Below are 21,552 nucleotides of genomic sequence, written 5' to 3'. Positions count from 1 at the left end.
GCGAAAGCCCGACGGTACGTCCGCCGGGCTTTGTTGTTTTCAGGTGGTGAGCGGTTCACGCCGCCATCGGGCCGCTTTCCAGGCGCGTCTTTTCTCGTTCGAGGAATTCGGTGCAGAAGTCGACGTAGTCAAGCATGGTAAGGACTTCTTCCCATCCGCTTGCCCACCACTCAACTTTGTTGGTGCCTGCTTTCATGACGCCGTAATTCTTGCGCAGATCGACAACCTGTTCCCGAAGCCGTGGCATAAGATCGAGGAGATCGCGCACGGACTTGAGGTCCTGCTTGGCATGGTATCCCATCGCGCTTTCGCGGATTGCATGGTGCCACATGTTGCGCCCGGTCTTCGTTTTGATGTGGTCGAGTGCCACGGAAATTTCCCGCAGCACGAGCTGAGGGGTGACCTCTTCGGGGCATTCGAATTCCGCTGCGGCATGCGCGTAGATATCTTCGATTACGTCATCATGCGACTTATCCTCGGTGCCATCCGCATCGGGAACGAGGTTGCCGATCTCGGACTTGAGGCGGGTACGGCGGACAACCAGGCTGTCGTCCACGTCCTGGACGTTTCCCGTCATTTCGCGGGCCAGTTGGCGGGCCGTTGTCTTGAGCGCTTCGATATCCATGGGCGGCGATCTCCGTTGTGAATTCGCTGGAGTCTTTAAATACACCATCGTTGATTGTCAACACTGGAACCCCGCGATCCATGACGGAGTTCCATTTCGCGTTGACCAAATCATGACCCCGATTGACAATGAGTTCTTCACTTTTGAGGTCATCGCATGCAATCTTTCAAATTCATCGACCTGTTCGCGGGGATCGGCGGCATGCGTCAGGCGGCCGAAATGAACGGCGGCACGTGTGTGTTCTCATCCGAGATCAATCGCGAGGCGGCCGCCACCTACGAGGCCAATTTCGGCGAGCGGCCGTATGGCGACATCACGCGGGCCGACGAGAACGACATCCCGGATCACGACGTGATCTTCGGCGGGTTTCCCTGCCAGCCGTTTTCGATCTGCGGCTTCAAGCGTGGGTTCGAGGATGCCCGCGGGACGCTGTTTTTCGACATCCTCCGTATCGCCAAGGCCAAGCGTCCGTCCTGTCTGGTCCTCGAGAACGTCAAGCACTTCGCCAGCCACGACAAGGGCAACACCCTGCGGGTCGTCGTCGCGGCGCTGGAGGAGATCGGCTATTCCGTGGCAGTCGAAGTAATCAACGCCGTCGACTTCGGACTGCCGCAGAACCGCGACCGAACGATCATCGTGGCGTCGCTGAACGGAACCTTCGATTTTGGCAAGCTCGTCCAAAGCGAGCGTGTGACCGTCGCCTCGGTTCTCGAGTCAAACGGTCCTTTCGAGTACGTCGATCCGGCCGAGTACACGCTGCTTGGCGACGATGTCGTCAAGGTCCAGAAACAATCGGGACTGCGCTTCGTTGGGTATCGCAACCGCAACCTCCGCAAGGTCGGGGTCCGCGAAGGAACCGAGCATTTGTCTCGTGTTCACAAGCAGCCGAACCGCATCTACTGCGCCACCGCCACGCATCCGACGCTGGCCGCAGGTGAATCTTCGGGTCGCTACTGGATTTTGATCGATGGCGTGGTTCGCAAGCTGACGCAGCGCGAGTGCTACCGTCTTCAGGGATTTCCGGACAGCTTCGAAATCAGCGGAAGCGCCACGGCGGCCTACAGGCAGATCGGCAACTCGGTGCCAGTGCCGATGATCGCCGAAGTCGTGAGAGCCGCCGGAGAGCAGGGCCTGATCGCCGTTTCGGACGGCGTGGAAGCCCGCCGGGCGGCGTGATCCGTCAGCTGCGGCTGTCGTAGTCGGTCACGTCCCTGTCGATGCCTGCTACCGGCACATTGAGGTCGAAGAACGGTAGTTCGAGTTCATTATCGATGAAGAGGCCAATCGGGACGGATGGTGCGAGGAAAGTCTTGCCGTCCTTTTTCCAGTATGCCGCCGTGTGTTCACCGTCGGCGGCGATCTCGAACCTCGCGGAGCCTTGACGCCACGGGTTGGAGACGCGGATCGTGTCGCCTTCCCGCGCCACGGTGAGGTAGCCATTGCGGTTGGACTTCACCAGGATCGAGCCGGCTTCAAGCGCGGCAAGCGTCAGGCTGTCGATGTCGATGGCTTGTTCGAGGTCCGTGTAAGGCATTGAGGCTGTCTCCCGATTGTGAGGAGATGTTGCACCATCGGCCAGCCAGCGACAAATTCCGTCAGGCGTTGTCGACCTTGAGCTTCTGGATCGAAACCGTCTCGACGTCGGTCGGCAGAGTGATGATCTCGAACTCGTTGCGTGCCATCAGGTAGGCGCGGACCTTGTCCTTGGAGATGACACCCTCGGCGAGATAAGCCTCCCGATCATGGATGAGTGCGAAACGCTTGGCGAACCATGTGGCGACCTTTTTGGACGTGGTCCACGAAATGCCGATGAGGCTTTCGTCGTTGCGTTCGAGGCCGTGCCATACCTTGACGGGGTCGGGCAGCTTGGAGAGCGCCCTCTCCTCCTTTTTCGTCATGGCGAGACGCGAATTCGGCTCGCTCCAAAGCCCTTCCCAGAAGTCGTTGTACTGCTCCACATTCTCGCTGTCAGTCCAGACCGACGAGATCAGCTCCCAGACGCTCTTGTCGTCCAAGGAGACTCGACCGTCGTCGATCAATTGTTGGAGCGCGTCGGCGCGGTACGGCCGCTCGTGGGCGAACACCACATCGCTCCAGTTGCCGGCGGCACCTGCCGTGGCGATGAATTCGAGCTTTTGGCTGTAAAGGCGGTTTATGTGTCCGCAGAACCCCGGTGCGGGAACGATGGTCTGGACCAAAGGATGGCGAAGCATACTACCGTCCACGTAAGGAGCAAGGTCTGGGTGCATATCACCCTTGTAGAAGCCGAAGGTGCTGGCGATGTCGTCGTTCAGCTCGGTCATCGTAATCTCCTGTGTGGTCCGGACGGATGAGCCGCGGCCTCTGGCTGCCACGGCTGTAAGGACGTTACGGCGTTGCGACCGGAAGTGCCCGTTCGTGTTCCTGATGCGGCGTACCACCGAAGTTCATCGAGTCATAGATCAGCCGCATCACGTTTTCGTCTGCGATATTGGTCTCGTACGAGGCGAAATGGTTGTCCCCGAGGAAGAACCGCTGGTTCACCTCGTCGACTTCGCTCCAGTATTTGCCTTCGACCGGGAACTCATCGTCGAAGAAGCGCTGCAACGCCGTCAGTCGCTGCATGCCGTCGAGAAGCCACAGGTCGCCGAAGTAGGTCACCTTGCCGTTCGCGTCCGTACGCTTTGCTTCGGGCAACCCCAGCGTGGCGTTGAACGTATACGTGCCGAGCATGAGCTTCCGGCGTGCGGAATTCACGAACGCGATAGCCTGGTCGTCCGACCAGACATGTTGGCGCTGGAAGGGCGGGACCGCGAAGCCCATGATCCATTCGCCGTTTCGCGCCTCGCCGGACAAGCCGCTGTACTTAGGATCGTTGCGGAAATCCTGTAGGCGGAAATAGAGGGAGCGGAGCGTGCTGTCCGACGGCCTGCCGAGGGGAATGGGATCGAACCAGTTCGTCATGGAGTCTTCCTTTCTATCTCGCGCACGGAATATCTTGCCGCGCAAAAGATGTAAAGAAGGAAACCGGGAGAACCAGGATGTCCAAAATGTAAGCTTCGCAAGCCATATTGCGGTGATATGGAGCGCCAAGCTTGCATTTTGGATGGAGTTCTAAATGTATCATATATGGCGTGTTAAAAAGCCTAACGGGTCATTTATGACCTATTAAAGCCTGCGACATGGGATTAGGTGTCACATATGACCTCTTGTATCGGGTCTTGATTTCGGTTGCGCCAAACGCCAGATTTGGGAGTGTGAACCAATGACGGAGAAGTCGCCGTGAAGCACGTCAGGGCAGGATTCCATTAAGGTACCAACCTTCCTGGAGTCTTAAAATTGTTCAAAAGCTATGTCGGATACGACGGTCCCGTTTCGCTTCACGCACTCGGCGGCGATGGTTTGCGTTCTCCGTTTTCGGGCCGCATTGAGTTCGAGTGCCCCGAGGCGCTGAGGGACTACCTCCAGTTTCGGGGATGGCTCGGGTACGCGAGGACATTCGTCTTCGACGAGGCGGTGGACTGCCTTGTCCTGCGTTCCGTCGGGTGGGACTGCAAAGGGCCGGCCGTCAAACTGGGCGTCGACCTCATTGTTCGCGACGACTGCGGCGTGCGCATCCCGATCAATGCCGTGAAAGCGATGCTCGCGGGAGCGGAAAAGGCGTACCGCAAGCGCCGGGCGGAGGCGTGGGCGGCAAAACGGCCTGTCGATCCGCCTTTCCGGGCGGGACCCGTGCCGAACAGCGGCAAACGGCGCTTCCGCTACGCGGGTTCGTTCCCCAAAATGTATCCCGAGGTGGCGGCGAACGATTTTCTCCGTTACGACGAAGACTGCCTTGAACACCGCCTGACGACGAGGTGCCGCAGAAACCGCTCGGCCCTCGTCTGCCCGGCTTGGGACGACTACGGTAGGGACTACAGAAGCCGCAGCTGGAAGGCCACGCGGCGCACCCAGTGGAAGGAATGAACGCGGATGCTGTGCAGGTACGAAACCCCGGTGATCGTGAAGGGCATCCCCGATGGCGGCCGGGTGGTCCGAAACATCATCGGCAAGCGATCGGGGCGTTTCGAGCTGCGCGAATATCCGGACGGGCCGTCTACTCCGCCCCGGTCAGGTGAATGGCGACCGACTGTATCATGCGGCCACGGACGGCACGGGGGTTTTCACGGACTTGACCGCCCTAAGAGGATCGACCTTCCTGGTCGACAGCACAGTCCCGGCGATCAACAGCGCGTTGGAGGAATTTCAGTTCGCGATCAACAATCATACCAAGGAAGAGATCAAGAAAGGTTGGTATCCCTCCAGCCTGGCACTGGAAGTCCCGAGGTTTCTGCGGCCGGCCGTGCGCCAGCTGGACGAGCTCGATCCGGTTAGGGCGCGCATCACGGAGTTCGACCACGAGGCTTTCGACCGGCAGCACGAAACCTTGGGAAGAAAGTTGGCGGAGACCTGTGTCGCGTATAACGGCCGGGTACTCAATGTAGAGCGCAAACCCTTCGTCACCGTTTTTCTGAAGAACAAGGAAGTCGTCGTCACTGCCGAGATCATGGACGCCGCGGAATACATGGCGATGACCCACGAGAAGGGCCTCGGTGATTGCATCAAGCTGTTCCCGATCACCGAAAAGGACGCGGCCGTGGCCTTTGCCGAGGAGATTGTCTCTCGGAAAGACTGGAAGCTCAAGGTTGTTCCTTTCGAATTCGAGGCCATCAGACCTGAATTCCTGGAGGTCGATGCCGATGCTCTGCAATACAGGTTGACGGCCCTCGCGATCACGACGCGGTTTGCGGCCGTGGCTAAGAAGATGGGGTCCATGCGGGTGGCCACGGAAATTCCGTACGGGGCCTTGGACGTCATTCGTTCGCTCGTAAGCGCCGTTGACAATCCCCGGTGGACTGAAAGCCTTGCCGACTTGGAAGCGGCCGCGAATGCGGCTATCGACTACGACGAGGCGGAGGGAACGCCTTACTTCATCGACCGGAGGAATCCGGCTCAGGCGATCGTCCTCGACCTTTGGAGGGATCGTCCCGTCCATGTGGAGCTATCCGCTCCAATCCGGACACCGTAACGTCGCAACGGTTTTCTCACAGGAAACCGGCTTGTCGATGCGCGGGTATGCGATGCTGCCCGGCCGATTGGTCATTTAGAAATTTGGACATGAAAAAACCGCCTCGTGGCGGTCAGGGCATTCTATCGATTTTCAGTCCGTTTAGTCTCCGCCTCCTCCGCCGTCTCCGCCTCCGCCGTCTCCGCAGCTGCCACTATCTCCGCTATCACAGCCCCAGTGGGAGGTATCGAACCAGCTGCTTCCGCTATCGGAGGTTCCGCTGGAGCTTCCCGAGCCGGAAGTTCGACTTCGCTTCGGGTTCGTCTCGGTTCGGGCCGTTCGCCTTGCCGACAGCTCCACGAAGAGAGCGATGAATGCGATCCCGCCGATGACGGAGATCGTAGTCGAAATAAATGGGTCCAATCAGTTTCCTTTCGTTTTTAATCAGGAAATCTCGTTTCCTGATTAAAATGGTGGATTACTTTTCGGTGTCCGGCAATGGGCCGGTCTGTGAAACTTTCATGACAAAATCCGCCACGTCAAAAGGCGGCGTCATGGCTCCTCACCGGAAGGAAATCGCCAATGGCGCGGTTCTCCCAGCGCTCGGCAGCGAGTTCCCGGGCCGCGGGACTGATGCCGGAGTTCTTGTAGTCGTATTTCGCCAGGGATAGGACAGCATCCATGAGGTCGCCAATCTGGCTTTCGGTAAAGCGCCCGCTTTCCGGCCGTGTGTGTTCGAAGGCGTCGAACAGCAGGCAGGCGGCGTCCAGCTCCTGGTAGGACATCTCTTTCATTCTGCGTCGCGCGGGTTCGACGAGGCTGCAGGCGATATCGACGACGGTTTGCGCTTCAGGGTCGAGCGCGATGGACTCGGGAATGAGGACTTCGATGTCGGGGACACCCCATTCAACGCCGTCAGAGCCTTGCAATGTCCAACCAAGGTCGATGTGGTCGAGAACCGCCTCTCGGAAACCGTGGGCATCGTCGAGGCGAAAGCGCTGGCCTCGATAGCCGCGGTCATCGAAATTCTTGATACGTCCCGACAAGGTGTGTTCGACCAGAGCGGACTCCCGGAACACTCCCATGACCTTCCGGCCGTCTTTCGTGTCGTCCAGCCTAAGGCAATAACAGGGTTCGTTTGCCCGCCGCCAGATTTCTCCATCGATCAGAGCGATATTGCGGTCGAAATGGCTCTGGACGGCCACGATCTTTTCATCCCGCATGTTCTCCACGACCCCCTTGAACGCGGTATCCAACGGGAACACCTGTTGTCCGTCTGGGCTTCCTGCCACGATGGAGGTTCCGAGAGGTTCCAGTGCGGTCTCCAGTCTCATCTGACCGGCGTCTCCGACATGCGTCCAATGGCTGTCGTCGTGCCAACGGGTCGTGTAATCCCGCGCGAACAGCCTGTTGGAATTCTGTATGCCGCGATGTCGCGTGGCGATCGGGAAGTCGCTCGGGTCCCGGTCGATCAGATTGAACGCCGCGCTGTCGTAGACGTAGTTGAGGGAGACATCGCGAAAGCCGCCGGCCGCGACGCCGATGATCCGGTTGACGAAGGTGTGCTTGATCATCATGGCGTGGGTCCTCCGACTGTCATGTCGCGGTTCGGGTTCACGCCGTAGACAGACATGTGGAGACGGTCCCTGAATTGCCGGACGAGGGTAGGCGAAACGCGCAACGAAAGCTGCATGCGGTCCGCGACCTGCATCGCGGCCAAGGCCTTCTCTTCCGTGTCGATGCCGGCGTCGCGCATCCTGGCGAGCGAAATCCACTGCCTGACGTCGTCGGTGGACATCTGGTCGAGACGTTCTCTCCCCGTCTCGACCAGCCGGTCGATCGCGATCGCCGCGCTGGTGGCGTGCCATGGATGGCGGATGGAGTCGGGTATCGCGATGTCGAACTCCACATCCGTGGTGTAGCCGTCGAGGTAATCGGGGTTGATGCCGTCGTCGGCGATCCGGCTGAGAACCGCGCACGCGACGTCCAATTCGTCGGCTGCGAAAAGGTGTTCGATCGGGAACGCTTTCCGTCGAACGAAGCCGGTCGGGATGACCTGCTCAAGCAGGGGTCCGACGGCCCTTCCGTTCGAGAACATGCAGCCGACGACGTAGTGAGGTTCATGGCAACGGATGAGGACCGTGTCTCCGGCGGTGACGATGTTCCGCTTGGCCCACTCCGTCGCGTAGCGGGCTGTGTCGTCCGTGTTGTCGGAATGGATGTCGGCGAACTGTTTGCGGGCCGAGCCGAGCGTCTTGGCTCCGCCTTTTGCGGCGAGTTTGCCGGGGTCGCCACCATGGATGGCTTCGATGATTCCGAACTGGACCAGGTCCCTGGGGGTGCGCGCTTCGATCGCGAGCCAATGGCAGTCGTCCAGCCAGCGAGTGGACTGGCTACCGGGCCCGCACCTGACTGGGGCTTGCCCTTGAGGACATGCTCTATCGGCATTGTTCCAGATTACGGCCTCGGGCGCGTCGCGCAGATCGATTTCCCGAAGCTCGACCTGTGTGGTGGCCTTCGCAAGAGCGCGAACCTGTGCGCCTTTGATTGTGCCGACGATGTCAGAGAGGAAAGGGATTTCGATACGCATGGTGGGATTCCGTTTGAGCTCCTATCGAAATCCATGGTGCGGCAATGGACAAGCCCGTCAGCCTCGGTCGGCGAAGATGGTGGTGTATCGAATGCCGCCAGGATCGGGTGCCGTCAAGGGGTTCGATGGAGACCTGGGGACATCAAGAGACTTGCCGTATTGACCGGACGTGCGTCCCACTGTTCTTCGGCAAGCCTGACCATCAGCCGTTCGGCAGAGGTTAGGTGACACCACTGAGGGCCGGCGTTCAGCGCATCCAGAACCGCGCCGCCCTCCGCTTCCGTCAGCTCCGATGCCGCCTTCAGGCTCAGGTCGGAAATCATTCGGAAGGTTTCGGTGTAGGTCGAGGTCTTCAGCACGCGTTTCCCGGCAATACCTGCCGCAACCCCGAGCAACGATCTTGTTCGCATGTCTTCGATTTGATCTACGTGGCAGGCCATGTCCGCGTATCGGTCGCGGTCGAACATGTGAATGAGTTCATCGCAAATCAATTCGGGACCGATGAGGGACCGGCAGAGTTCTTCAATCTCTCGAATGTCGTTGAGGCCGAAATGGAGGCCTGTATTGTGCGTGGTTCCCTGCCATGGGACGAGGAGCGGCTGGAGCATCTGCAGATAGCACTTGCCCTCGACGTTCGGACGCCTCCAAACCTTGAGACAAAGCGAGGGCTCGTGAACTCTCGTAAGGAGGTGGCCGTCGACTTCCGCGAAATTCTCACCTGCGTATTCGGCGATCCGTTCGACGATTGCCTGCCGCTGGCTGACCTCGACGTATTGCGGTGACGGAGTTTTCGAGAGGATTTCGGGGTCCTTGAGGAGAAACGCTCCTTCATTGAAGAACTTCGCTCCGCCGATCTTGTTCATGAGGATGACGAGGTCACCCCTGTTGGTGTCCTCAACCTTCGCGTCGCTCGACCCTTTACCCGACACGGGCATCACGTGGCCGTCGGCATACGCCCAGTGGTCCGCACCTGTGGTGTATGTCAGGACCTCGTCGGCAGCCAGCCTCGATCCGATCTCGAACTCGCTGACGTCGCGCTTGGGTATTTCGACCTCAGCGATATCCCATGCCGCAAGATGCCGGATTTCGCTGCTTCTGGGGGTCCTGCCGACAAAACGATGCAGGAACGGCATTTTGACGGGGCTCATTCAGGGGCTCCTTCCGGCGGCAGGCAGTCTGGAAATCTCGGGGGCGTTGAGGGGTCGATCGTTCCACTGATCCTCCGCCAGCCGAAGCATCAGTCGTTCCTCTTGTTTGAGCTTGGGATGGAACGCGTGCATCGCCTCGATCAAATTGGCGTAGTCGGCGTCGGTAATGTTTATCATCGGCTTCGCGGCCATTTCGGAGATGATTGCCAGCGCCTGGTTTGAGTTCACCTGCTCGGCCGTCCTATGTCCGACGATGTCGTCGGCGAGTGCGATTAGCGACCGCTCGCTCATCTCCTCACTGGATTCGGTCATCAGTTCCAGTTCGTCCAAGTTCACATTCACCGACAGATCGTCGTCGGGTGTGATCAACGATCTGGCGAGCGCGATCAGTTCGCGGCCACGGTCGATGGGGACGTGTAACCCGGCCGAAAACTGGTTTGTCTGCCAGGGTCTGTGGTCGGCCAGTTGGATCGACAGGTAGCTTGGCTCGGCTTTGCTGCGATGCTTCCAGATCAGCAGGGTGAGGGAAGGTTCGTGGACCCGTACCGCCAGATTGCCGCCGACATCGGCGAAATTACCTTCTACGTACCCCGACAGCCGGTCGATGATCGAGTCTCGTTGGCTGGAAAGGATGTACGCCGGGTTGGGCGTTTTCAGAATGATGTCGCTTGGCTTTATCCTCAGCGCGCCTTCGTCGAAAAAGTGGCTGGCTCCGATGCGACTTGACAAGGTTTCCATCAACGAGTTCGAAAGCCGGGACAGAGGTGTGTGTGGGGTTGCATCGCCCAGGCACCCGTCGAAAAACGCCCAGTGCGAACCGTCACGGAAATAGGTAACGCGGTCGAGACCAGTTCTCGACCCGATCGTGAACTCTGAGGGGGACAGTTCTGGAATATCCAGTTCCACACTGTCCCAAGCATTGATAAGGCGAGCTTCGGCGTTTCTTGGGGTCGTTCCGAAGTACCTGTGAAGGAAGGGAATAGATTTCCTGGTCATCGTCGGCTTCCTGTCAAAAGCCGGCCGCGGCGACCAATGTAGGTCGGATGGGTGGGATGCCGTTTATCCTGACCTCGGAGTAGAGTTCCCAGTTGGTTCTCGAATTCCCGCCTGTGCGAGCCTCGCGCTGGTCCATGGACAATGACTCGATCCATGCGGCGTGAGCGCGCAGCATCGTGTCACGCCTGACGTCGCTCAATTCGAGGTCGAGGCCGCCGTCCTCCGCGATCGCCATGATTTCCTGGTCCGACATTGCATCGACGTCTTCGATCGAGAAAACGGGCGCGTCGGGAATTCGGTCAAAGGCGATGTCGTTGATGCGAAGCTCGGCGTAGAGGTCGAAGTTAGATCGTATCGAGGAATTCCAGTCTGCGGACGCCAGCGTTTCCTGGTCCATCGTTCTGACCCATGCGGCGTGCGACGCCATCATTTCGGCGCGCTGGGAGACACTGGCAGATAGATCGGCGCGCAGGTCTTCGATGGCGCAAAGGGCCAGAATGGCGTCTTTCGACAACGCGTCGAGTTCCCTGAAAGTGAAACGGGCCATGCCCCACTCCATCGTCTGCTGATCCACGATGGTGTGGCTTTGGGCAACAAGGAACAAGCTTTGGGCGACGGGGATCGTATTGCCGCCGGTGGCGGGTGCTACGACCATTGGGTCGTCAGGAGGCACGACGATGCGCATCAGTTGCTGCATACCCCATTGCAAGCGTACTCGGAGGCACGATCCCGATCTCGTCGTCGTGGACGGACGGGTTCTCGACTTCGGCGACGAATGGATATGTCAGAAGCACTGGAGCGTTCTACCGCCGGCGCTGAGGCGCGAGCATGTCACCGCCAAGAGGAAGGTGAAGCGCCTCGGCGACATGGAGTCCGAAATCGCAAGCGCTACGGTTTGGCGTCGGTGCAAGGACAAGGCCTCCGAAATCGCTTTCGGCCTGTCTTGAGAGGCCGCGATGGGTTGGCCCATCGCGGATGCTCATGCTCCGATGTCGTCTCCGAAGGACGGAACCGCCAGCTTGTTGTCGGTGCGTGTCGTTACCAGACCGGGTTTGTCCATCGTTGCTCCCTCGCAAGTATCTGCGAAGGATCATGACGTTGGGCGCAACCTGTAGCAATAGCCGATATTCAGTGGCGTACGGCGAGTTCCGACGCTGCCAAACGGCCGTTCCGACCCGGCGCGAGTTCGTACGTGATCTTGTCACCCTCGATGAGTGACCGTATGCCGGCCCGTTGTACTTCCGAGACGTGGACGAAGACATCGCTCCCGCCGTCGTCTGGTTTGATAAAGCCGAAACCCTTGTCGGTGTTGAAGAACTTGACTGTACCCTTGGCCATGCAAGTAATCCCCTCGATCTTGCCTTACAGCGCGGGAACTATACTTCGAAAGACGAAGATGGCAAGCCCATCGCCTCTCAGGCGGCGATGGGCAAGTTACCGGATACTGCGCATAGGAGCCGGTCGGGTCGCGCGGGCTTGGGTACGAACGTCGCAACGGACGGGATCAGATGGGAAACGTCCCGGCCGGATGTAACGACGATGTCGACATCCGGGCGGCTCACCGCGACGAAGGCGGCGAGAGCGAGGCCGTTCAGTGTTCCCGGCATGTCGACATCGGTCACCAGAATGTCGAAGGCGAGACCCGTCATCAGCATCGCTGCGGCTCGGTCCGCCGAGCGCGCCTCGATAACTTGGAATCCGGCCTCCGACAGCGTATCGGCGACATCCATTAGAATCAGGGGTTCGTCTTCGACCAGGAGAACGGTTTTCTGCGATGCCTGCATGTCCTTTATCCTTCCATCGGACTGCGATGACGATCTGGCGTCTTTGTTTTTATTGTTGAGGGTTAAACGCGCGTGCACGAAAAAAGTTCTTCGGAGTCTTAATTTATTTCGCAGGAATCAAAAATAAAATATTGACAGCCGCGATAGGTCTGCCTAAATGGTGATGCAATGGTAAGGGTCTGTAGCTCAATGGTTAGAGCCCTCGGCTCATAACCGATCGGTTGCAGGTTCGAGTCCTGCCGGACCTACCATTTCTACCTAGAAATTACAGACTTCGCTTGCGGCGACGCAAGGCGCGCCCTGCGTCAATGACCGGCCGACAGGGCTTCGCCGGCACCGCCGTTCTTCGGTCTGCGGAGAAGCAGGACGACGGGCGTCATGGCGAGGATCAGGACGCCCATGAGCCAGAAGCAATCGCTGTAGGTCATGACGAGCGCGTTTCGCTCTATCAGGCTGGACAGCTGGAAAATGGCCTGCAGCTGGGCCGTGGGCGCGTCTATGCCCTGCGCCAGGCCGCTTGCCGCCAGTCGCGCTTGGCCCGCGAGAAACCTGACGCATCGAAGTTTGGAAATCCCCAAGCCTGTCCGCACCCTTAACTCGTGAATCTCATCGCGATCCTCGCGTTAAATGGCAAATGTCGTCATTTCGTGGCTCTTGCGGCCTGCTAACTTCGGATTTTTGACACTAAGAGAAGCACAGATTCACGTGTTTCTGTCGAGGTGTTCCCTGCTGACTTCAACGGTTTGCGAGAGGAATTCATGCGGGATTGCCGGAGGGGTTTTCCCGGGTGATCATTCGCTGTCACATGGTGTTGCGATAATGATCCTACCTACCAAATTCCTGCCGCCGGAACGCTCGGTTATCTTCATCGGCGGCGAAATCCTGGCGTTGCTCGTGGAGACCGCCTGCACGCCGAGCGACATTATGGACCGCCTCAACACGGGCCGCCGCGTCCCTATAGATTTCGACATGATCGCCCTCGTTATCTCGTTCCTCTATGCTATTGGCGCAGTGTACCAGGACGACGGGACGATCCATCTCACGAACAAGCGGAAAGACCACGTCAATGCGGATAGAACCTGATAGCATTCTGGAAACCTTGGGGGAGATCGAACTTGAGAGGACGGAGATCGCCCTAAAGCTTTCCATGTACGGCGGGCATATAGCCCATCTCCGTAGGCCTGACGATGTTCAGGGTGCCGATCGCGAGAGACAGGTGATTGCGATGTACGAGCGGGTCGGCGTGATTATGCCAGGAGCGATCAAGCAGAGGTTCGACGATGTGCGCGCGTTTCATGCGTCGATTTCGGCCAACCGGAAAATCCACCTCGCTGACCAGGTTGACGACTATCTGGAGCGGATGGCCGAATGCGAGCAGAGGCTGAAGGTCCTCAAGGCGAGGAAAAACGAGCTGCTGGCGGTGCTGTCGAATGATACAGAAGGTCGCCCGGCCGACGTGGCGGCAGCCGAGGCGCGTCTTGTGGAGCTGCCGGGAAACTAGGTCAGAAATCGACCTGCTTGCCACGTATCCAGCCGTCGTCTGACCGCATTTCGTCGAGGCTGGAACGGATCGACTGGACGACCTGGCTTTCGGAATAGCCGTAGGTCGTCATCGCCTGATCGAAGCTTGCGACCGCCTGCTTGACGGCGCGCGGCGAACCGCTCCTATAGGCGTCCACAAGCAGTTCGAGCGCGTTCGTCGCGTCAGCCAAGGTCTTCTTCTGGAAATTGATCGACGAGGCGGCGTATTCCATCGACGCTCCCTCTTCGAGGGTGTCGGGAAGTCCAAGCCTCGTCATGTCGAAACGGGCCAGTTCAGGATACGGCGTGTCCTGGTAAAGCTGGTTGTTGAGCTGAATAAGAATGTCGGCTGCGAGCCGTCCGTCGCGCGGGCGAGCCAGGTCCGGCGTGTTGTGGAGCGCTCTACGGATCGTCTTCATGTCTTCGAGGCGGTCGGCCGTACGGTCGGCGATCATCGCCATACGCTGCGCCATCCCCGCGCCGCCGATCGGGCTGTCCCTGTCAGGCATGAAGCTCTCGCCTGCCACGGCCTGCAAGGGCGCGAAGAGGGTCGCGGCCGCGACCACCGCCATCGATGCGAACAGGCCGGCCTTTGCCCTGAAGCCCTCGTCGAGGCCGTGGCGGTCCAGAAACTTTGAAAGAGCGGTCATCGTGTGATCTCCCGTTGTTGGGACAATGATCCGCCCTGCCCTTGAAACTGACAAGCAATCCGCCGCCGGCCGCCTTACGGTCTGCGGCCGTGGTTCACCTGGATGTCGATCGACTGGCCGTCGTGCAGTTTCAGCGCCTCGGCGATCAGGCCTTGGGCGTGCTGGCTAGCCTTAGGGCCGCAAACGTAGTGTTCCGCCGACGCGGCAAGCGCGTCGAGCGTCGCGGATGAGAACTCGAGCGTGCGTGCCAGTCCCAGCGCGTCGCGCATGCCCGCCCAGCGGCACATCGAATCCACGTCGAAGGACTTGAGGAGGTCGCCGTCATGGTCGATCGCCTTGGACATCAGCTCGATGAATATCTCCGTCGAGCTGTCGTAAGCGAAGTGTTCCTCGATGAAAACCGTCGCTCTGGCCACGTCGGGATCGCTGCCCCAGTATTCGTTGGAGGCTTCGATCATGCGATCCCATTCCGCGAGACCGAAGATGTGGTCCTTGCGACTTCTCTTCGTGGCTGCGGGCAAAGACATTATCAAGGCCGATGGTTCGGCGTGGCAGTCGAGTACGTAGACAGGCTGCGGTACGGCGCGCCAGAACATCCCGTCGATTACAATCAGGCTGTCCCACAGGGCCTCGGTCTTCGCACGCTTTTCCGCACGGTCCGGCGACATCCACCTCGTCCACCTTTTTTCGTCGAAGGGGCGTATAGGGTTGCCGTCGTCTTTCTCGGGAAACAGCCCTCTCTGGAGGGTCTCGGGGGCATCTATGAGAACATGCCTGAGGTTGAGGGGGTTCTCGACTTCGTAAATGCCCCGCTCGAGGAAAGTGGCCAGCATATCCGGAGTGACACCGAGCGTTGCGTCGTTGTATTCGAATAGCGACTTCCCGTAAAGACGACCCTCGTACGCCCTCAGCGATACCTGTCCTCTCTCGCCGATGTAGGTGTCCCCGCCGAATGGCGCGTTGAACGCAGCGGCGACGGGAGCGTCTTCGATGTCGACGACGCTGACCTTCACCTGGACGGTTTCGAACGCGAGTTCGGAGCGTTCCTTGGTGCCGCGCGAAGGCGTGCCGATAACCTTGAACACATACGGAATTTCGAAGGCATGCTCGGTCACTGGTTATTCCTCCACGAACCGGAGGAAAGCGTATCGACCGGCCGGTCTGCGAATTCGCGATATGCGTATACGAGGTTGTCGTGGCGAATTTCCTCGGGGAAGCTCTCAATCAGATTCGCGGCAGCCGCCTCCAATGCGTTGATAACACCGACTTTCTCGAATTCGGCCAATGCCTTTCTGAGTTGGAGGAAGGCGATGCCGAAGTCCGGATCGACCGTTTTCACTTTCGTGTGGTCGCTGAAACGGTCGATGTGGGCGCGAACCGCATTCACGAAGTTGACCTCGAGGTCGTTGAAACTCGCCGCGCTTTCTAGGTAGACCGTCGGGGCGCGGTCCATCGTGATCACGTCCTTCTTTCGAAGGCTGTACATCGCGTTGTGTTCGTTAATTTCCGCGACGACTTGGGCGTATTTGTCTATGCGGTAGGTGATCGTCGTTGGTTTCAGTTTATGGTTGGGCATGATTCGAGGAATGGTCTTCACGGCATTGCCGTCTATTTGATACGAAACTTTGGTCACGACCGGTTCCGACGAGGGTTCGTAGATTTCGTCGCCGACGATGAAGACGCGCTCGGCCGCGCGGCGAAGCTTGCTGACCTCCTCGTCGAAGGTCGACGAAAAATCCTTGTCCTGACGATAGGCGGATTGATCGACGGGTTTTTCGGCATTCTTGTTGTCGTAGTGGATGAAATTCTCGCCGAAAATCCGAAAATCGGCATGGGGATTGAGCTTGCTCGCCAGAGTGTCGGGCGTCAGTCCGTCGGTCCGTCTCAGGTAGAATTCCCCTTCCTTCATGCGCATGGCATGAATGCCGTTTTCCGGCACCCGTTGAGCATTTTCCCAGTCGTCCCGGTATCGATGCCAGGTGCAATCGGCGGGGATGCTGTCGTCCCATTCGACCGCGAGCGGGGCCGCTTCGTCGGTGAGGACGGGGATGTCGACCTCGACATATTCCCAGTATTGTTCGGTGGTCTCGGTCCTTTTGCCCTTTGGCGTTCCTTTGACCGTGTAGGCGAGCGGGACGTTGAACAGCATGCGAATTCTCCGGCGGCTATGTTTGTCCGAAAGGTATGTCCGCGACGGGCAAATCACAAACGGGGCGTGACCTTGTCGGCTGGCAGGATGTCGTTGATCGACACGTCACGGTCGACCCAGCGCTGGACCGCTTTCCGGTATCCGTCGAGCTTGCTCGGGTTCGCGATGCGTGGTTCCCGCTCCTTTCGCTCCATCTCGGTCACCAGCCAGTTGATTGGCTCGACGAGCGCGTCGCAGTCGATCTCGTCCCTGGTGCGACCGGCGTAAAGGGCGTGAACGTCAGCCAAGGCCTTGAACACATACGGGTGCACGTCCGCCAGATGAGTGTAGCTGTAATCCTCGATGATAGCCTTGGCGGCGTCGATGATGGTGTCGCGTTCGGGCTGGCGTTTGATGCTCTCTGGGATTAGGACGGTGATGTAGCCCTCGGCCGATTGACTGTCGGCGCGGTCGATCTTGGAATTCATCAGCCAATGATGATGTCGATGGTTTGGGCGGCCGGAGTCGTTGTCGGTCAGGAAGTCGTGGCAAACGTTCGTGACGAACTCCTCACGGAGAATGTACGGCTCCGCGCACTCGATCCAGAATTCTCCGTCGACGAGCAGCATCCGGTCGTAACAGAGGTGTGCCTCGTCGATCGCCTTCTGGCGCGCACGGTCGTCGAACTCCGCATAGCGGCTCGCCTCGTACTTCGACGGCCGGGTTTTCCAGTCGAAGCACCCGTAGCCGTCGGTCATGCTGTAAACGGACCCGTTCTCCAGGGTTTCCAAAATTTCCGACGTCGAGAGGCTTGGCTGTCCTTCCAGCCGTTCCTGGTCATGCCGCGGCAGGAAGTGGCGGTCAGCGAACCAGCGTGTTTTTTCGCCGTGCCGGGTCTCCGTCGCCACCGGGGCGTCCGCCGTCGTTGTCTCCGCGATCTCGACTTCGACAGTCTCGTAGAACCTGCCCTTGTAGCCGGACGAGCCGGGAGGCTTGCACATGGCCTCGTAGTGGATCGTGACCGCGATCTTCAACGCCTGGGTCCTCCTGGAGCAGTCATGGATGGCAGGGCGACGGGGCGGTTGTCCCATCGATCAATGGCGATGTCGATAGCCCAGGAAGGATTGCCGTCCATGTGGGACAGGTCGTAGCCGGTTGCTCTTACGGCTTCGGAAAGCCCAGTGAGTGCTGCGTGGGCGGCATCGGCGTCGACATCGACCTTGGCCGTGTTCCAGAGGCATGCCGCGATCGGGGCCAAAGTCGCCAGCACGGCAGGAGGAATAGTCATCATGGATTCGCGGTTGAACATGGTCAGCGCATCGATACAGGTGTTCACGAGACAGTCGCGGTCCGCATCGACAACGAGGCTTTCTTCAACGAGAACCGTGATGGGAGGCTCCGGCGCAAGCGGCTGATTTGGCCAAGCGGCGGCAAAGGTCGCCGCCGCCTCTTCATATCGGTCGGCCCGGAAGAGGGTTGCGGTTCTGAACGGGTTGGCGATGGTCTCGAAGCGACGGCCCTCCCGTGTCTCCTTCGGTCTTTCGATCACGACCGTGATGCCCCCGACCCCGACGTGGTACATCGGCTCGGGGCAACGGGTGTAAAGCATGCCGTCGACGATGAGACAATCGTCAGCCCAGGCGCGCACGTTTTCATGCGCCTGAAGGAGACTGCGGTCATCGAAGTCGACGAACTTCGAGCGGTCCAGGTCGACGCTGCTGTAATCAGACTTTTCGAAATAGCCGCGGATTAGAGAGTAGAAGTTCCGATCCATCGGACTGTCGAAAATGCGGAAGATTTCTGCTGCCGTCACCCCTCGGCGTGTTACGTCGGTCTCGCGGTCGAGAATGGCCCAGTGCGATCCGTCGTGCCACCGGGTTTCCATGGGACCGGCCCGTCCGCCGTCCCATTGCATGGCAACCGGAGCTTCCTCTGGAGATGCTTCGCGGATTTCGACCGCCACCCGTTCACGGAAGTTCCTGAACGAGCCTGCGCTGCCCCTTGGCTTCGCGAACGCATCCACTCGTGCTTCCACCGTTATCCTCATGGTTTTGGCAGTTCCTTGTGCGAGACGTCCAGCGTGATTTCGGAATCGAACCAGCGGCGCAGCGCCTCGTCGAGCCTCTGGCGATCATCCCGCCCGTAGATGTCCATCGCCGGATCACCCCGCTGCGCCGCCGAGCGCGCGGCGTCGACTGCCTCGGCCAAGAGGTCGTAATCGACATCGGTCCAATCTCTCTGCCAGAGCAACTCGCTGACCGGAAGGATTCCGCGAAGGATCGCCGGCGGGATGGTGTCGAGAGGATGCTTGTTGAGGGCATCCAGCATGAACTGGGCGGCTTCGCGGAGAATGGCTCGACTGTGGTCGGTCCCGATTGAGGACGGGATGTGAACCACCACATCGGCGGGTTCGATCATATCCCTGTCGAACCACGTTTTCGCCATCGAAAGGGCCTCGTCGACATCGTCGAGGCAGAAGCGCTCCGTATGAAACCAGGGGCTATGGTTGATGGTGTTGGGGCGGTGGTCGTTGGAAAGCGTGCCTGGATCGGCAGGCCAGTTGGTCTCGACGTCCATGCCCCAAGAGGAAACGTTGTAGCGTGGCTCCGCGCATGCCATGTACATCTTCCCGTCGACCACAAGGCAGTTGCGAGCCCACTCAGCGGCGTTGGCGAGCGCCCGCCGCCGCGAGGCCTGATCGTAATGTTCGAGCCTTGGATCGGTCAGTCTGTATTCGTTGCCTTCGGAGTACGTGAGAAAGCCGCGGGTGAAGCCCTCGTCCGGGCGATAGGGGCGACGACCGTCCACCGGTGGCAGTCCCGCCAGAAGTTCGGCGGCATTGTCTCCCCGTCGGACCGCCCTAAAATGCCGTCCGTCGTACCACCGGGTGTGGGCAGGTCCTTCGTGGGTGTTCCAGGTAACCGCGATGGGAGCTTCCATGTCCGCCACCTCGGCGATATCGAGAGTGACGGGCTCGCTGAGCGTCAGGTAACGCTCCCCCATGGAGGAGCGCGTCTTGACGGCGCTGTTGCGGTGCGCGAGTTCGAAGGTGATCTGCATGCGTAATTCTCCTTTGAGGAGACCATATGCCAGGCGGATGCATTTTGCATCCCACGCAGAGCGGGCAAATGGGTTCTTGAATTATCGGTGGCGATGCTATAATCAGGGTCTTCAATTAAGGGACGAAAACCATGCCGACCAACGATCTCGACCTTCTCGAAAGAGAAGACGTAAAGCTTGAGCGACCCAAGATGTATCAGGTCGTGATGTACAACGACGACTTCACGCCGTTCGAATTCGTCGTGCTGATGCTCATGCAGTTTTTCAACAAGGGCGGCGACGAGGCTCACGCGATCATGATGCAGGTGCACACCCAGGGTAAGGGCATCTGCGGCGTGTTCACCAAGGACATCGCCGAGACGAAGGCGCTTGAAGTCATGAAATGGGCGCGCGTCGAGCAGCACCCTCTCCGCCTCGAAGTCGAAGCCCAGCCGTGAAAGCACAAAAACCGGGCAAATCAGAGACCTGATTGCCTTAATGATGTGCAGCCGATGCATTGCTCGTATGCAATAGATTCGTTTGCCGGCCGCGTCGTCTCGCAGCAATCTATACTCAATCCATGGAGATTGAGAGAAAATGACCGCTGTAGCGAACGACAACGCATGCAATTCAAAGGGAAACGCGATCTCGCGTTTCATCCGCAAATACATCGAAGCTCGCCGCGCCCGTCAGGGGATGCGTGACATGCTGAGCCTCGGAGACCACCTTCTCCGTGACATCGGAGTCACCCGGTTCGACGTTCACACCGCATTGAACGCACCGAGCGGCAGCTGCGGCGAAAGGCTGGCGATCCTTGCAGAAGAGAACCGCCGCACACAGTTCCGCATGGCATGCGGAAAATCGGGTTTCCGCCCCCAGGCGAACGAGACGGTGAAGCTGGCTGCCTGATAAGCCAGCACACCTGTTGAAGACGGTCCCGCGCCCCCACATACGCGGGGCCGTTTTCGTTCTGGGGTCATGAAATATCGCGGATGTCTTGACTTTTCAGGCTTCCGTCTTTATGCCGACAGCATGAAAAAAGAAGACACGAACTTCCCTCGCCCGAGCCTGTTCAATCTCCGCCAGCTGTCGCTGGTCGCATGGCTGCTGGACGCTCCGTCTGGAACGCGACGCTTCATGATCGACACCGGCAAGACCAGGAAGTTCTACGAGACGGGCGCGCCTCGTGCTGAGGACGGACTTCTCCCCGTGTCCGCATTTCATCCCGATGAAAAGAGCGACATCGCCAAGGCTGCGCGCGACGAGTTCGGTGGCAGCTTCAAGTTCGATCCGTGGGACCTTTTTAAGGCCGGCATCCTGGGTCGTTACGAGCGCCGCTATCCAAACATGGCTGCCTCGACGGTGTCATTCGAGGACAAGGTCGCCGACATCTACATCCCCGGAAAATGGAACCTCGGCTCCGTCTATTACGAGATCGGTAACGACTGGGCCCGCGAATGGTATGCACAAAGCGGCAAGGCGCGCCGGGAAAAGCTTCTGGCCGCTCTCCGCGAGAAGGAGGCTGCCACGCGACGCCGTGCGGTATTCGGGAGGATGGTCTCGATCCAGCCGATCATCACGAAGGAACTCGCCGCCGTCCTGCCCGCCGGCTATCACTTCACGCTGCCCAGTCACAGTGTGTTGCGTCCCTGCATGGTGGCGACGATCGTCGCTGAGACCGAAAAGCGCTTTAAAGTACGCGATGCGGCCACCATGACCGGGGGCCGGATTGCGAAGTGGGGCATGACGACGGAGGTCGGCCGCGAGGAATATGTCGAACGTGAACTCCTCATGCTCGACAATGCGACCGACGCCGATATCGCCAAACTCGTTGCGTTTGACGAGGAGTACGCCCTCGAGGTCAACGAGATCGGGAAATCTGTCTGCGAGGAGATCATGCCGATCATCGCACGGATGGCGGCCAGGGTCGAGCAGAAGAAGGGGCAGCACGGCGACATGCTCGCCGACCTTCTCGCGAGCCTCAAAAAGGACCGCTAGCGTTTACGGATGCCGCAGGAGGCGAGCAGCTGGCGGAAAGCTGCCGC

The 21,552-nt window shown here is 59.3% G+C and carries 27 protein-coding genes and 1 tRNA gene; 10 read left to right on the top strand and 18 right to left on the bottom strand.

The window, feature by feature from the left end; genetic code table 11:
* Window positions 1-55: 55 nt before the first annotated feature.
* Window positions 56-625 (bottom strand): hypothetical protein, encoded by a 570-nt coding sequence (locus FHT76_RS02290; RefSeq protein ID WP_259184053.1) that lies wholly within the window; start codon window positions 623-625, stop codon window positions 56-58.
* 156 nt (window positions 626-781) lie between these two features.
* Between FHT76_RS02290 and FHT76_RS02285 the strand changes: the two genes are divergently transcribed.
* Entirely contained in the window at window positions 782-1,801 is a 1,020-nt protein-coding gene (locus FHT76_RS02285; RefSeq protein WP_259184052.1) for a DNA cytosine methyltransferase, read from the top strand.
* Between the two features lie 4 nt (window positions 1,802-1,805).
* Here the strand turns inward: FHT76_RS02285 and FHT76_RS02280 are convergent, their stop codons facing one another.
* The 3 genes from FHT76_RS02280 to FHT76_RS02270 all read right to left on the bottom strand — a co-directional run bounded on the left by FHT76_RS02280 (window position 1,806) and on the right by FHT76_RS02270 (window position 3,568).
* Entirely contained in the window at window positions 1,806-2,159 is a 354-nt protein-coding gene (locus FHT76_RS02280; RefSeq protein ID WP_259184051.1) for a hypothetical protein, read from the bottom strand.
* 61 nt (window positions 2,160-2,220) lie between these two features.
* Window positions 2,221-2,928: a hypothetical protein gene (locus FHT76_RS02275; RefSeq protein WP_259184050.1), complete on the bottom strand. Its 708-nt coding sequence runs from the start codon at window positions 2,926-2,928 to the stop codon at window positions 2,221-2,223.
* A 64-nt stretch (window positions 2,929-2,992) separates the two neighbouring features.
* A complete protein-coding gene (locus tag FHT76_RS02270; protein WP_259184049.1) occupies window positions 2,993-3,568 on the bottom strand; it encodes a DUF262 domain-containing protein in 576 nt (191 codons plus the stop codon).
* Window positions 3,569-3,943: 375 nt separating this feature from the next.
* Here FHT76_RS02270 and FHT76_RS02265 point away from each other — a divergent pair, with 375 nt between their 5' ends.
* Both FHT76_RS02265 and FHT76_RS02260 read left to right on the top strand, forming a co-directional pair.
* A complete protein-coding gene (locus FHT76_RS02265) occupies window positions 3,944-4,570 on the top strand; it encodes a hypothetical protein (RefSeq protein WP_259184047.1) in 627 nt (208 codons plus the stop codon).
* A gap of 52 nt (window positions 4,571-4,622) precedes the next feature.
* On the top strand, window positions 4,623-5,672 hold the full coding sequence (locus FHT76_RS02260) for a hypothetical protein (RefSeq protein ID WP_259184046.1): 1,050 nt from the start codon (window positions 4,623-4,625) through the stop codon (window positions 5,670-5,672).
* 518 nt (window positions 5,673-6,190) lie between these two features.
* On the opposite strand, the gene FHT76_RS02255 is transcribed toward FHT76_RS02260, so the two are convergent.
* The 5 genes from FHT76_RS02255 to FHT76_RS02235 all read right to left on the bottom strand — a co-directional run bounded on the left by FHT76_RS02255 (window position 6,191) and on the right by FHT76_RS02235 (window position 11,070).
* On the bottom strand, window positions 6,191-7,228 hold the full coding sequence (locus FHT76_RS02255) for a hypothetical protein (RefSeq protein WP_259184045.1): 1,038 nt from the start codon (window positions 7,226-7,228) through the stop codon (window positions 6,191-6,193).
* On the bottom strand, window positions 7,225-8,241 hold the full coding sequence (locus FHT76_RS02250; protein ID WP_259184044.1) for a hypothetical protein: 1,017 nt from the start codon (window positions 8,239-8,241) through the stop codon (window positions 7,225-7,227). Before FHT76_RS02250 ends, FHT76_RS02255 begins: the two co-directional genes overlap by 4 nt.
* Before the next feature lie 113 nt (window positions 8,242-8,354).
* A complete protein-coding gene (locus FHT76_RS02245) occupies window positions 8,355-9,389 on the bottom strand; it encodes a hypothetical protein (RefSeq protein WP_259184043.1) in 1,035 nt (344 codons plus the stop codon).
* Complete coding sequence (locus FHT76_RS02240) at window positions 9,390-10,295, bottom strand: hypothetical protein (protein ID WP_259184042.1); 906 nt, start codon at window positions 10,293-10,295, stop codon at window positions 9,390-9,392. It lies immediately after the preceding gene.
* Between the two features lie 103 nt (window positions 10,296-10,398).
* The gene (locus FHT76_RS02235) at window positions 10,399-11,070 is read right to left on the bottom strand and encodes a hypothetical protein (protein WP_259184041.1); all 672 of its coding nucleotides are present in this window, start codon (window positions 11,068-11,070) and stop codon (window positions 10,399-10,401) included.
* Between FHT76_RS02235 and FHT76_RS02230 the strand changes: the two genes are divergently transcribed.
* Window positions 11,063-11,332, top strand: a complete 270-nt coding sequence (locus FHT76_RS02230) for a hypothetical protein (RefSeq protein WP_259184040.1) — start codon at window positions 11,063-11,065, stop codon at window positions 11,330-11,332. The genes FHT76_RS02235 and FHT76_RS02230 overlap by 8 nt on opposite strands.
* Before the next feature lie 181 nt (window positions 11,333-11,513).
* Here FHT76_RS02230 and FHT76_RS02225 read toward each other — a convergent pair whose 3' ends face one another.
* Together FHT76_RS02225 and FHT76_RS02220 are read right to left on the bottom strand one after the other, a co-directional pair.
* Window positions 11,514-11,723, bottom strand: coding sequence for a cold-shock protein (locus FHT76_RS02225; protein WP_259184039.1), 210 nt, complete (start codon window positions 11,721-11,723; stop codon window positions 11,514-11,516).
* Between the two features lie 77 nt (window positions 11,724-11,800).
* On the bottom strand, window positions 11,801-12,169 hold the full coding sequence (locus FHT76_RS02220) for a response regulator (RefSeq protein ID WP_259184037.1): 369 nt from the start codon (window positions 12,167-12,169) through the stop codon (window positions 11,801-11,803).
* Window positions 12,170-12,344: 175 nt separating this feature from the next.
* Here FHT76_RS02220 and FHT76_RS02215 point away from each other — a divergent pair.
* Window positions 12,345-12,420 (top strand) — tRNA-Ile (locus FHT76_RS02215).
* A gap of 54 nt (window positions 12,421-12,474) precedes the next feature.
* Here FHT76_RS02215 and FHT76_RS02210 read toward each other — a convergent pair.
* Entirely contained in the window at window positions 12,475-12,759 is a 285-nt protein-coding gene (locus tag FHT76_RS02210) for a hypothetical protein (RefSeq protein ID WP_259184036.1), read from the bottom strand.
* A 229-nt stretch (window positions 12,760-12,988) separates the two neighbouring features.
* Here FHT76_RS02210 and FHT76_RS02205 point away from each other — a divergent pair, with 229 nt between their 5' ends.
* Window positions 12,989-13,252, top strand: a complete 264-nt coding sequence (locus FHT76_RS02205) for an ABC-three component system middle component 6 (protein ID WP_259184034.1) — start codon at window positions 12,989-12,991, stop codon at window positions 13,250-13,252.
* Window positions 13,236-13,670: a hypothetical protein gene (locus tag FHT76_RS02200; protein WP_259184033.1), complete on the top strand. Its 435-nt coding sequence runs from the start codon at window positions 13,236-13,238 to the stop codon at window positions 13,668-13,670. The genes FHT76_RS02205 and FHT76_RS02200 overlap by 17 nt, the downstream gene beginning before the upstream one ends.
* A 1-nt stretch (window position 13,671) precedes the next feature.
* Here the strand turns inward: FHT76_RS02200 and FHT76_RS02195 are convergent, their stop codons facing one another.
* From FHT76_RS02195 to FHT76_RS02170, 6 genes are all read right to left on the bottom strand, one after another.
* The gene (locus tag FHT76_RS02195; RefSeq protein WP_259184032.1) at window positions 13,672-14,340 is read right to left on the bottom strand and encodes a hypothetical protein; all 669 of its coding nucleotides are present in this window, start codon (window positions 14,338-14,340) and stop codon (window positions 13,672-13,674) included.
* 74 nt (window positions 14,341-14,414) lie between these two features.
* Window positions 14,415-15,455, bottom strand: coding sequence for a hypothetical protein (locus tag FHT76_RS02190; protein WP_259184031.1), 1,041 nt, complete (start codon window positions 15,453-15,455; stop codon window positions 14,415-14,417).
* A complete protein-coding gene (locus FHT76_RS02185) occupies window positions 15,452-16,489 on the bottom strand; it encodes a hypothetical protein (RefSeq protein WP_259184030.1) in 1,038 nt (345 codons plus the stop codon). Before FHT76_RS02185 ends, FHT76_RS02190 begins: the two co-directional genes overlap by 4 nt.
* Window positions 16,490-16,542: 53 nt before the next feature.
* The gene (locus FHT76_RS02180; protein WP_259184029.1) at window positions 16,543-17,502 is read right to left on the bottom strand and encodes a hypothetical protein; all 960 of its coding nucleotides are present in this window, start codon (window positions 17,500-17,502) and stop codon (window positions 16,543-16,545) included.
* Entirely contained in the window at window positions 17,499-18,491 is a 993-nt protein-coding gene (locus FHT76_RS02175) for a hypothetical protein (RefSeq protein WP_259184028.1), read from the bottom strand. The genes FHT76_RS02180 and FHT76_RS02175 overlap by 4 nt, the downstream gene beginning before the upstream one ends.
* A gap of 20 nt (window positions 18,492-18,511) precedes the next feature.
* Complete coding sequence (locus FHT76_RS02170; RefSeq protein WP_259184027.1) at window positions 18,512-19,528, bottom strand: hypothetical protein; 1,017 nt, start codon at window positions 19,526-19,528, stop codon at window positions 18,512-18,514.
* A 131-nt stretch (window positions 19,529-19,659) separates the two neighbouring features.
* Here FHT76_RS02170 and clpS point away from each other — a divergent pair, with 131 nt between their 5' ends.
* The 3 genes from clpS (at window position 19,660) to FHT76_RS02155 (ending at window position 21,505) form a co-directional block, all read left to right on the top strand.
* Entirely contained in the window at window positions 19,660-19,965 is a 306-nt protein-coding gene (gene clpS, locus FHT76_RS02165) for an ATP-dependent Clp protease adapter ClpS (protein WP_259184026.1), read from the top strand.
* A 139-nt stretch (window positions 19,966-20,104) separates the two neighbouring features.
* Window positions 20,105-20,416 (top strand): DUF1127 domain-containing protein, encoded by a 312-nt coding sequence (locus FHT76_RS02160; RefSeq protein WP_259184025.1) that lies wholly within the window; start codon window positions 20,105-20,107, stop codon window positions 20,414-20,416.
* Between the two features lie 123 nt (window positions 20,417-20,539).
* Window positions 20,540-21,505, top strand: a complete 966-nt coding sequence (locus FHT76_RS02155) for a hypothetical protein (protein ID WP_259184024.1) — start codon at window positions 20,540-20,542, stop codon at window positions 21,503-21,505.
* Window positions 21,506-21,552 lie beyond the last annotated feature (47 nt).

The organism is Rhizobium sp. BK176 (assembly GCF_024808055.1).
The sequence above is the reverse complement of the archived record's forward strand: the minus strand, read 5'-3'. Positions and strand labels throughout refer to the sequence as shown.

What these genes read in the sequence shown, in the direction of transcription:
- FHT76_RS02270 (WP_259184049.1), bottom strand. Translation starts at nt 3,568, where the DNA reads ATGACGAACTGGTTCGATCCCATTCCCCTCGGCAGGCCGTCGGACAGC.
- FHT76_RS02185 (WP_259184030.1), bottom strand. Translation starts at nt 16,489, where the DNA reads ATGCTGTTCAACGTCCCGCTCGCCTACACGGTCAAAGGAACGCCAAAG.
- FHT76_RS02225 (WP_259184039.1), bottom strand. Translation starts at nt 11,723, where the DNA reads ATGGCCAAGGGTACAGTCAAGTTCTTCAACACCGACAAGGGTTTCGGC.
- FHT76_RS02250 (WP_259184044.1), bottom strand. Translation starts at nt 8,241, where the DNA reads ATGCGTATCGAAATCCCTTTCCTCTCTGACATCGTCGGCACAATCAAA.
- FHT76_RS02285 (WP_259184052.1), top strand. Translation starts at nt 782, where the DNA reads ATGCAATCTTTCAAATTCATCGACCTGTTCGCGGGGATCGGCGGCATG.
- FHT76_RS02245 (WP_259184043.1), bottom strand. Translation starts at nt 9,389, where the DNA reads ATGAGCCCCGTCAAAATGCCGTTCCTGCATCGTTTTGTCGGCAGGACC.
- FHT76_RS02260 (WP_259184046.1), top strand. Translation starts at nt 4,623, where the DNA reads ATGGCGGCCGGGTGGTCCGAAACATCATCGGCAAGCGATCGGGGCGTT.
- FHT76_RS02200 (WP_259184033.1), top strand. Translation starts at nt 13,236, where the DNA reads ATGCGGATAGAACCTGATAGCATTCTGGAAACCTTGGGGGAGATCGAA.
- FHT76_RS02230 (WP_259184040.1), top strand. Translation starts at nt 11,063, where the DNA reads ATGCGCATCAGTTGCTGCATACCCCATTGCAAGCGTACTCGGAGGCAC.
- FHT76_RS02155 (WP_259184024.1), top strand. Translation starts at nt 20,540, where the DNA reads ATGAAAAAAGAAGACACGAACTTCCCTCGCCCGAGCCTGTTCAATCTC.
- FHT76_RS02195 (WP_259184032.1), bottom strand. Translation starts at nt 14,340, where the DNA reads ATGACCGCTCTTTCAAAGTTTCTGGACCGCCACGGCCTCGACGAGGGC.
- clpS (WP_259184026.1), top strand. Translation starts at nt 19,660, where the DNA reads ATGCCGACCAACGATCTCGACCTTCTCGAAAGAGAAGACGTAAAGCTT.
- FHT76_RS02220 (WP_259184037.1), bottom strand. Translation starts at nt 12,169, where the DNA reads ATGCAGGCATCGCAGAAAACCGTTCTCCTGGTCGAAGACGAACCCCTG.
- FHT76_RS02235 (WP_259184041.1), bottom strand. Translation starts at nt 11,070, where the DNA reads ATGCGCATCGTCGTGCCTCCTGACGACCCAATGGTCGTAGCACCCGCC.
- FHT76_RS02255 (WP_259184045.1), bottom strand. Translation starts at nt 7,228, where the DNA reads ATGATGATCAAGCACACCTTCGTCAACCGGATCATCGGCGTCGCGGCC.
- FHT76_RS02275 (WP_259184050.1), bottom strand. Translation starts at nt 2,928, where the DNA reads ATGACCGAGCTGAACGACGACATCGCCAGCACCTTCGGCTTCTACAAG.
- FHT76_RS02290 (WP_259184053.1), bottom strand. Translation starts at nt 625, where the DNA reads ATGGATATCGAAGCGCTCAAGACAACGGCCCGCCAACTGGCCCGCGAA.
- FHT76_RS02160 (WP_259184025.1), top strand. Translation starts at nt 20,105, where the DNA reads ATGACCGCTGTAGCGAACGACAACGCATGCAATTCAAAGGGAAACGCG.
- FHT76_RS02205 (WP_259184034.1), top strand. Translation starts at nt 12,989, where the DNA reads ATGATCCTACCTACCAAATTCCTGCCGCCGGAACGCTCGGTTATCTTC.
- FHT76_RS02170 (WP_259184027.1), bottom strand. Translation starts at nt 19,528, where the DNA reads ATGCAGATCACCTTCGAACTCGCGCACCGCAACAGCGCCGTCAAGACG.
- FHT76_RS02280 (WP_259184051.1), bottom strand. Translation starts at nt 2,159, where the DNA reads ATGCCTTACACGGACCTCGAACAAGCCATCGACATCGACAGCCTGACG.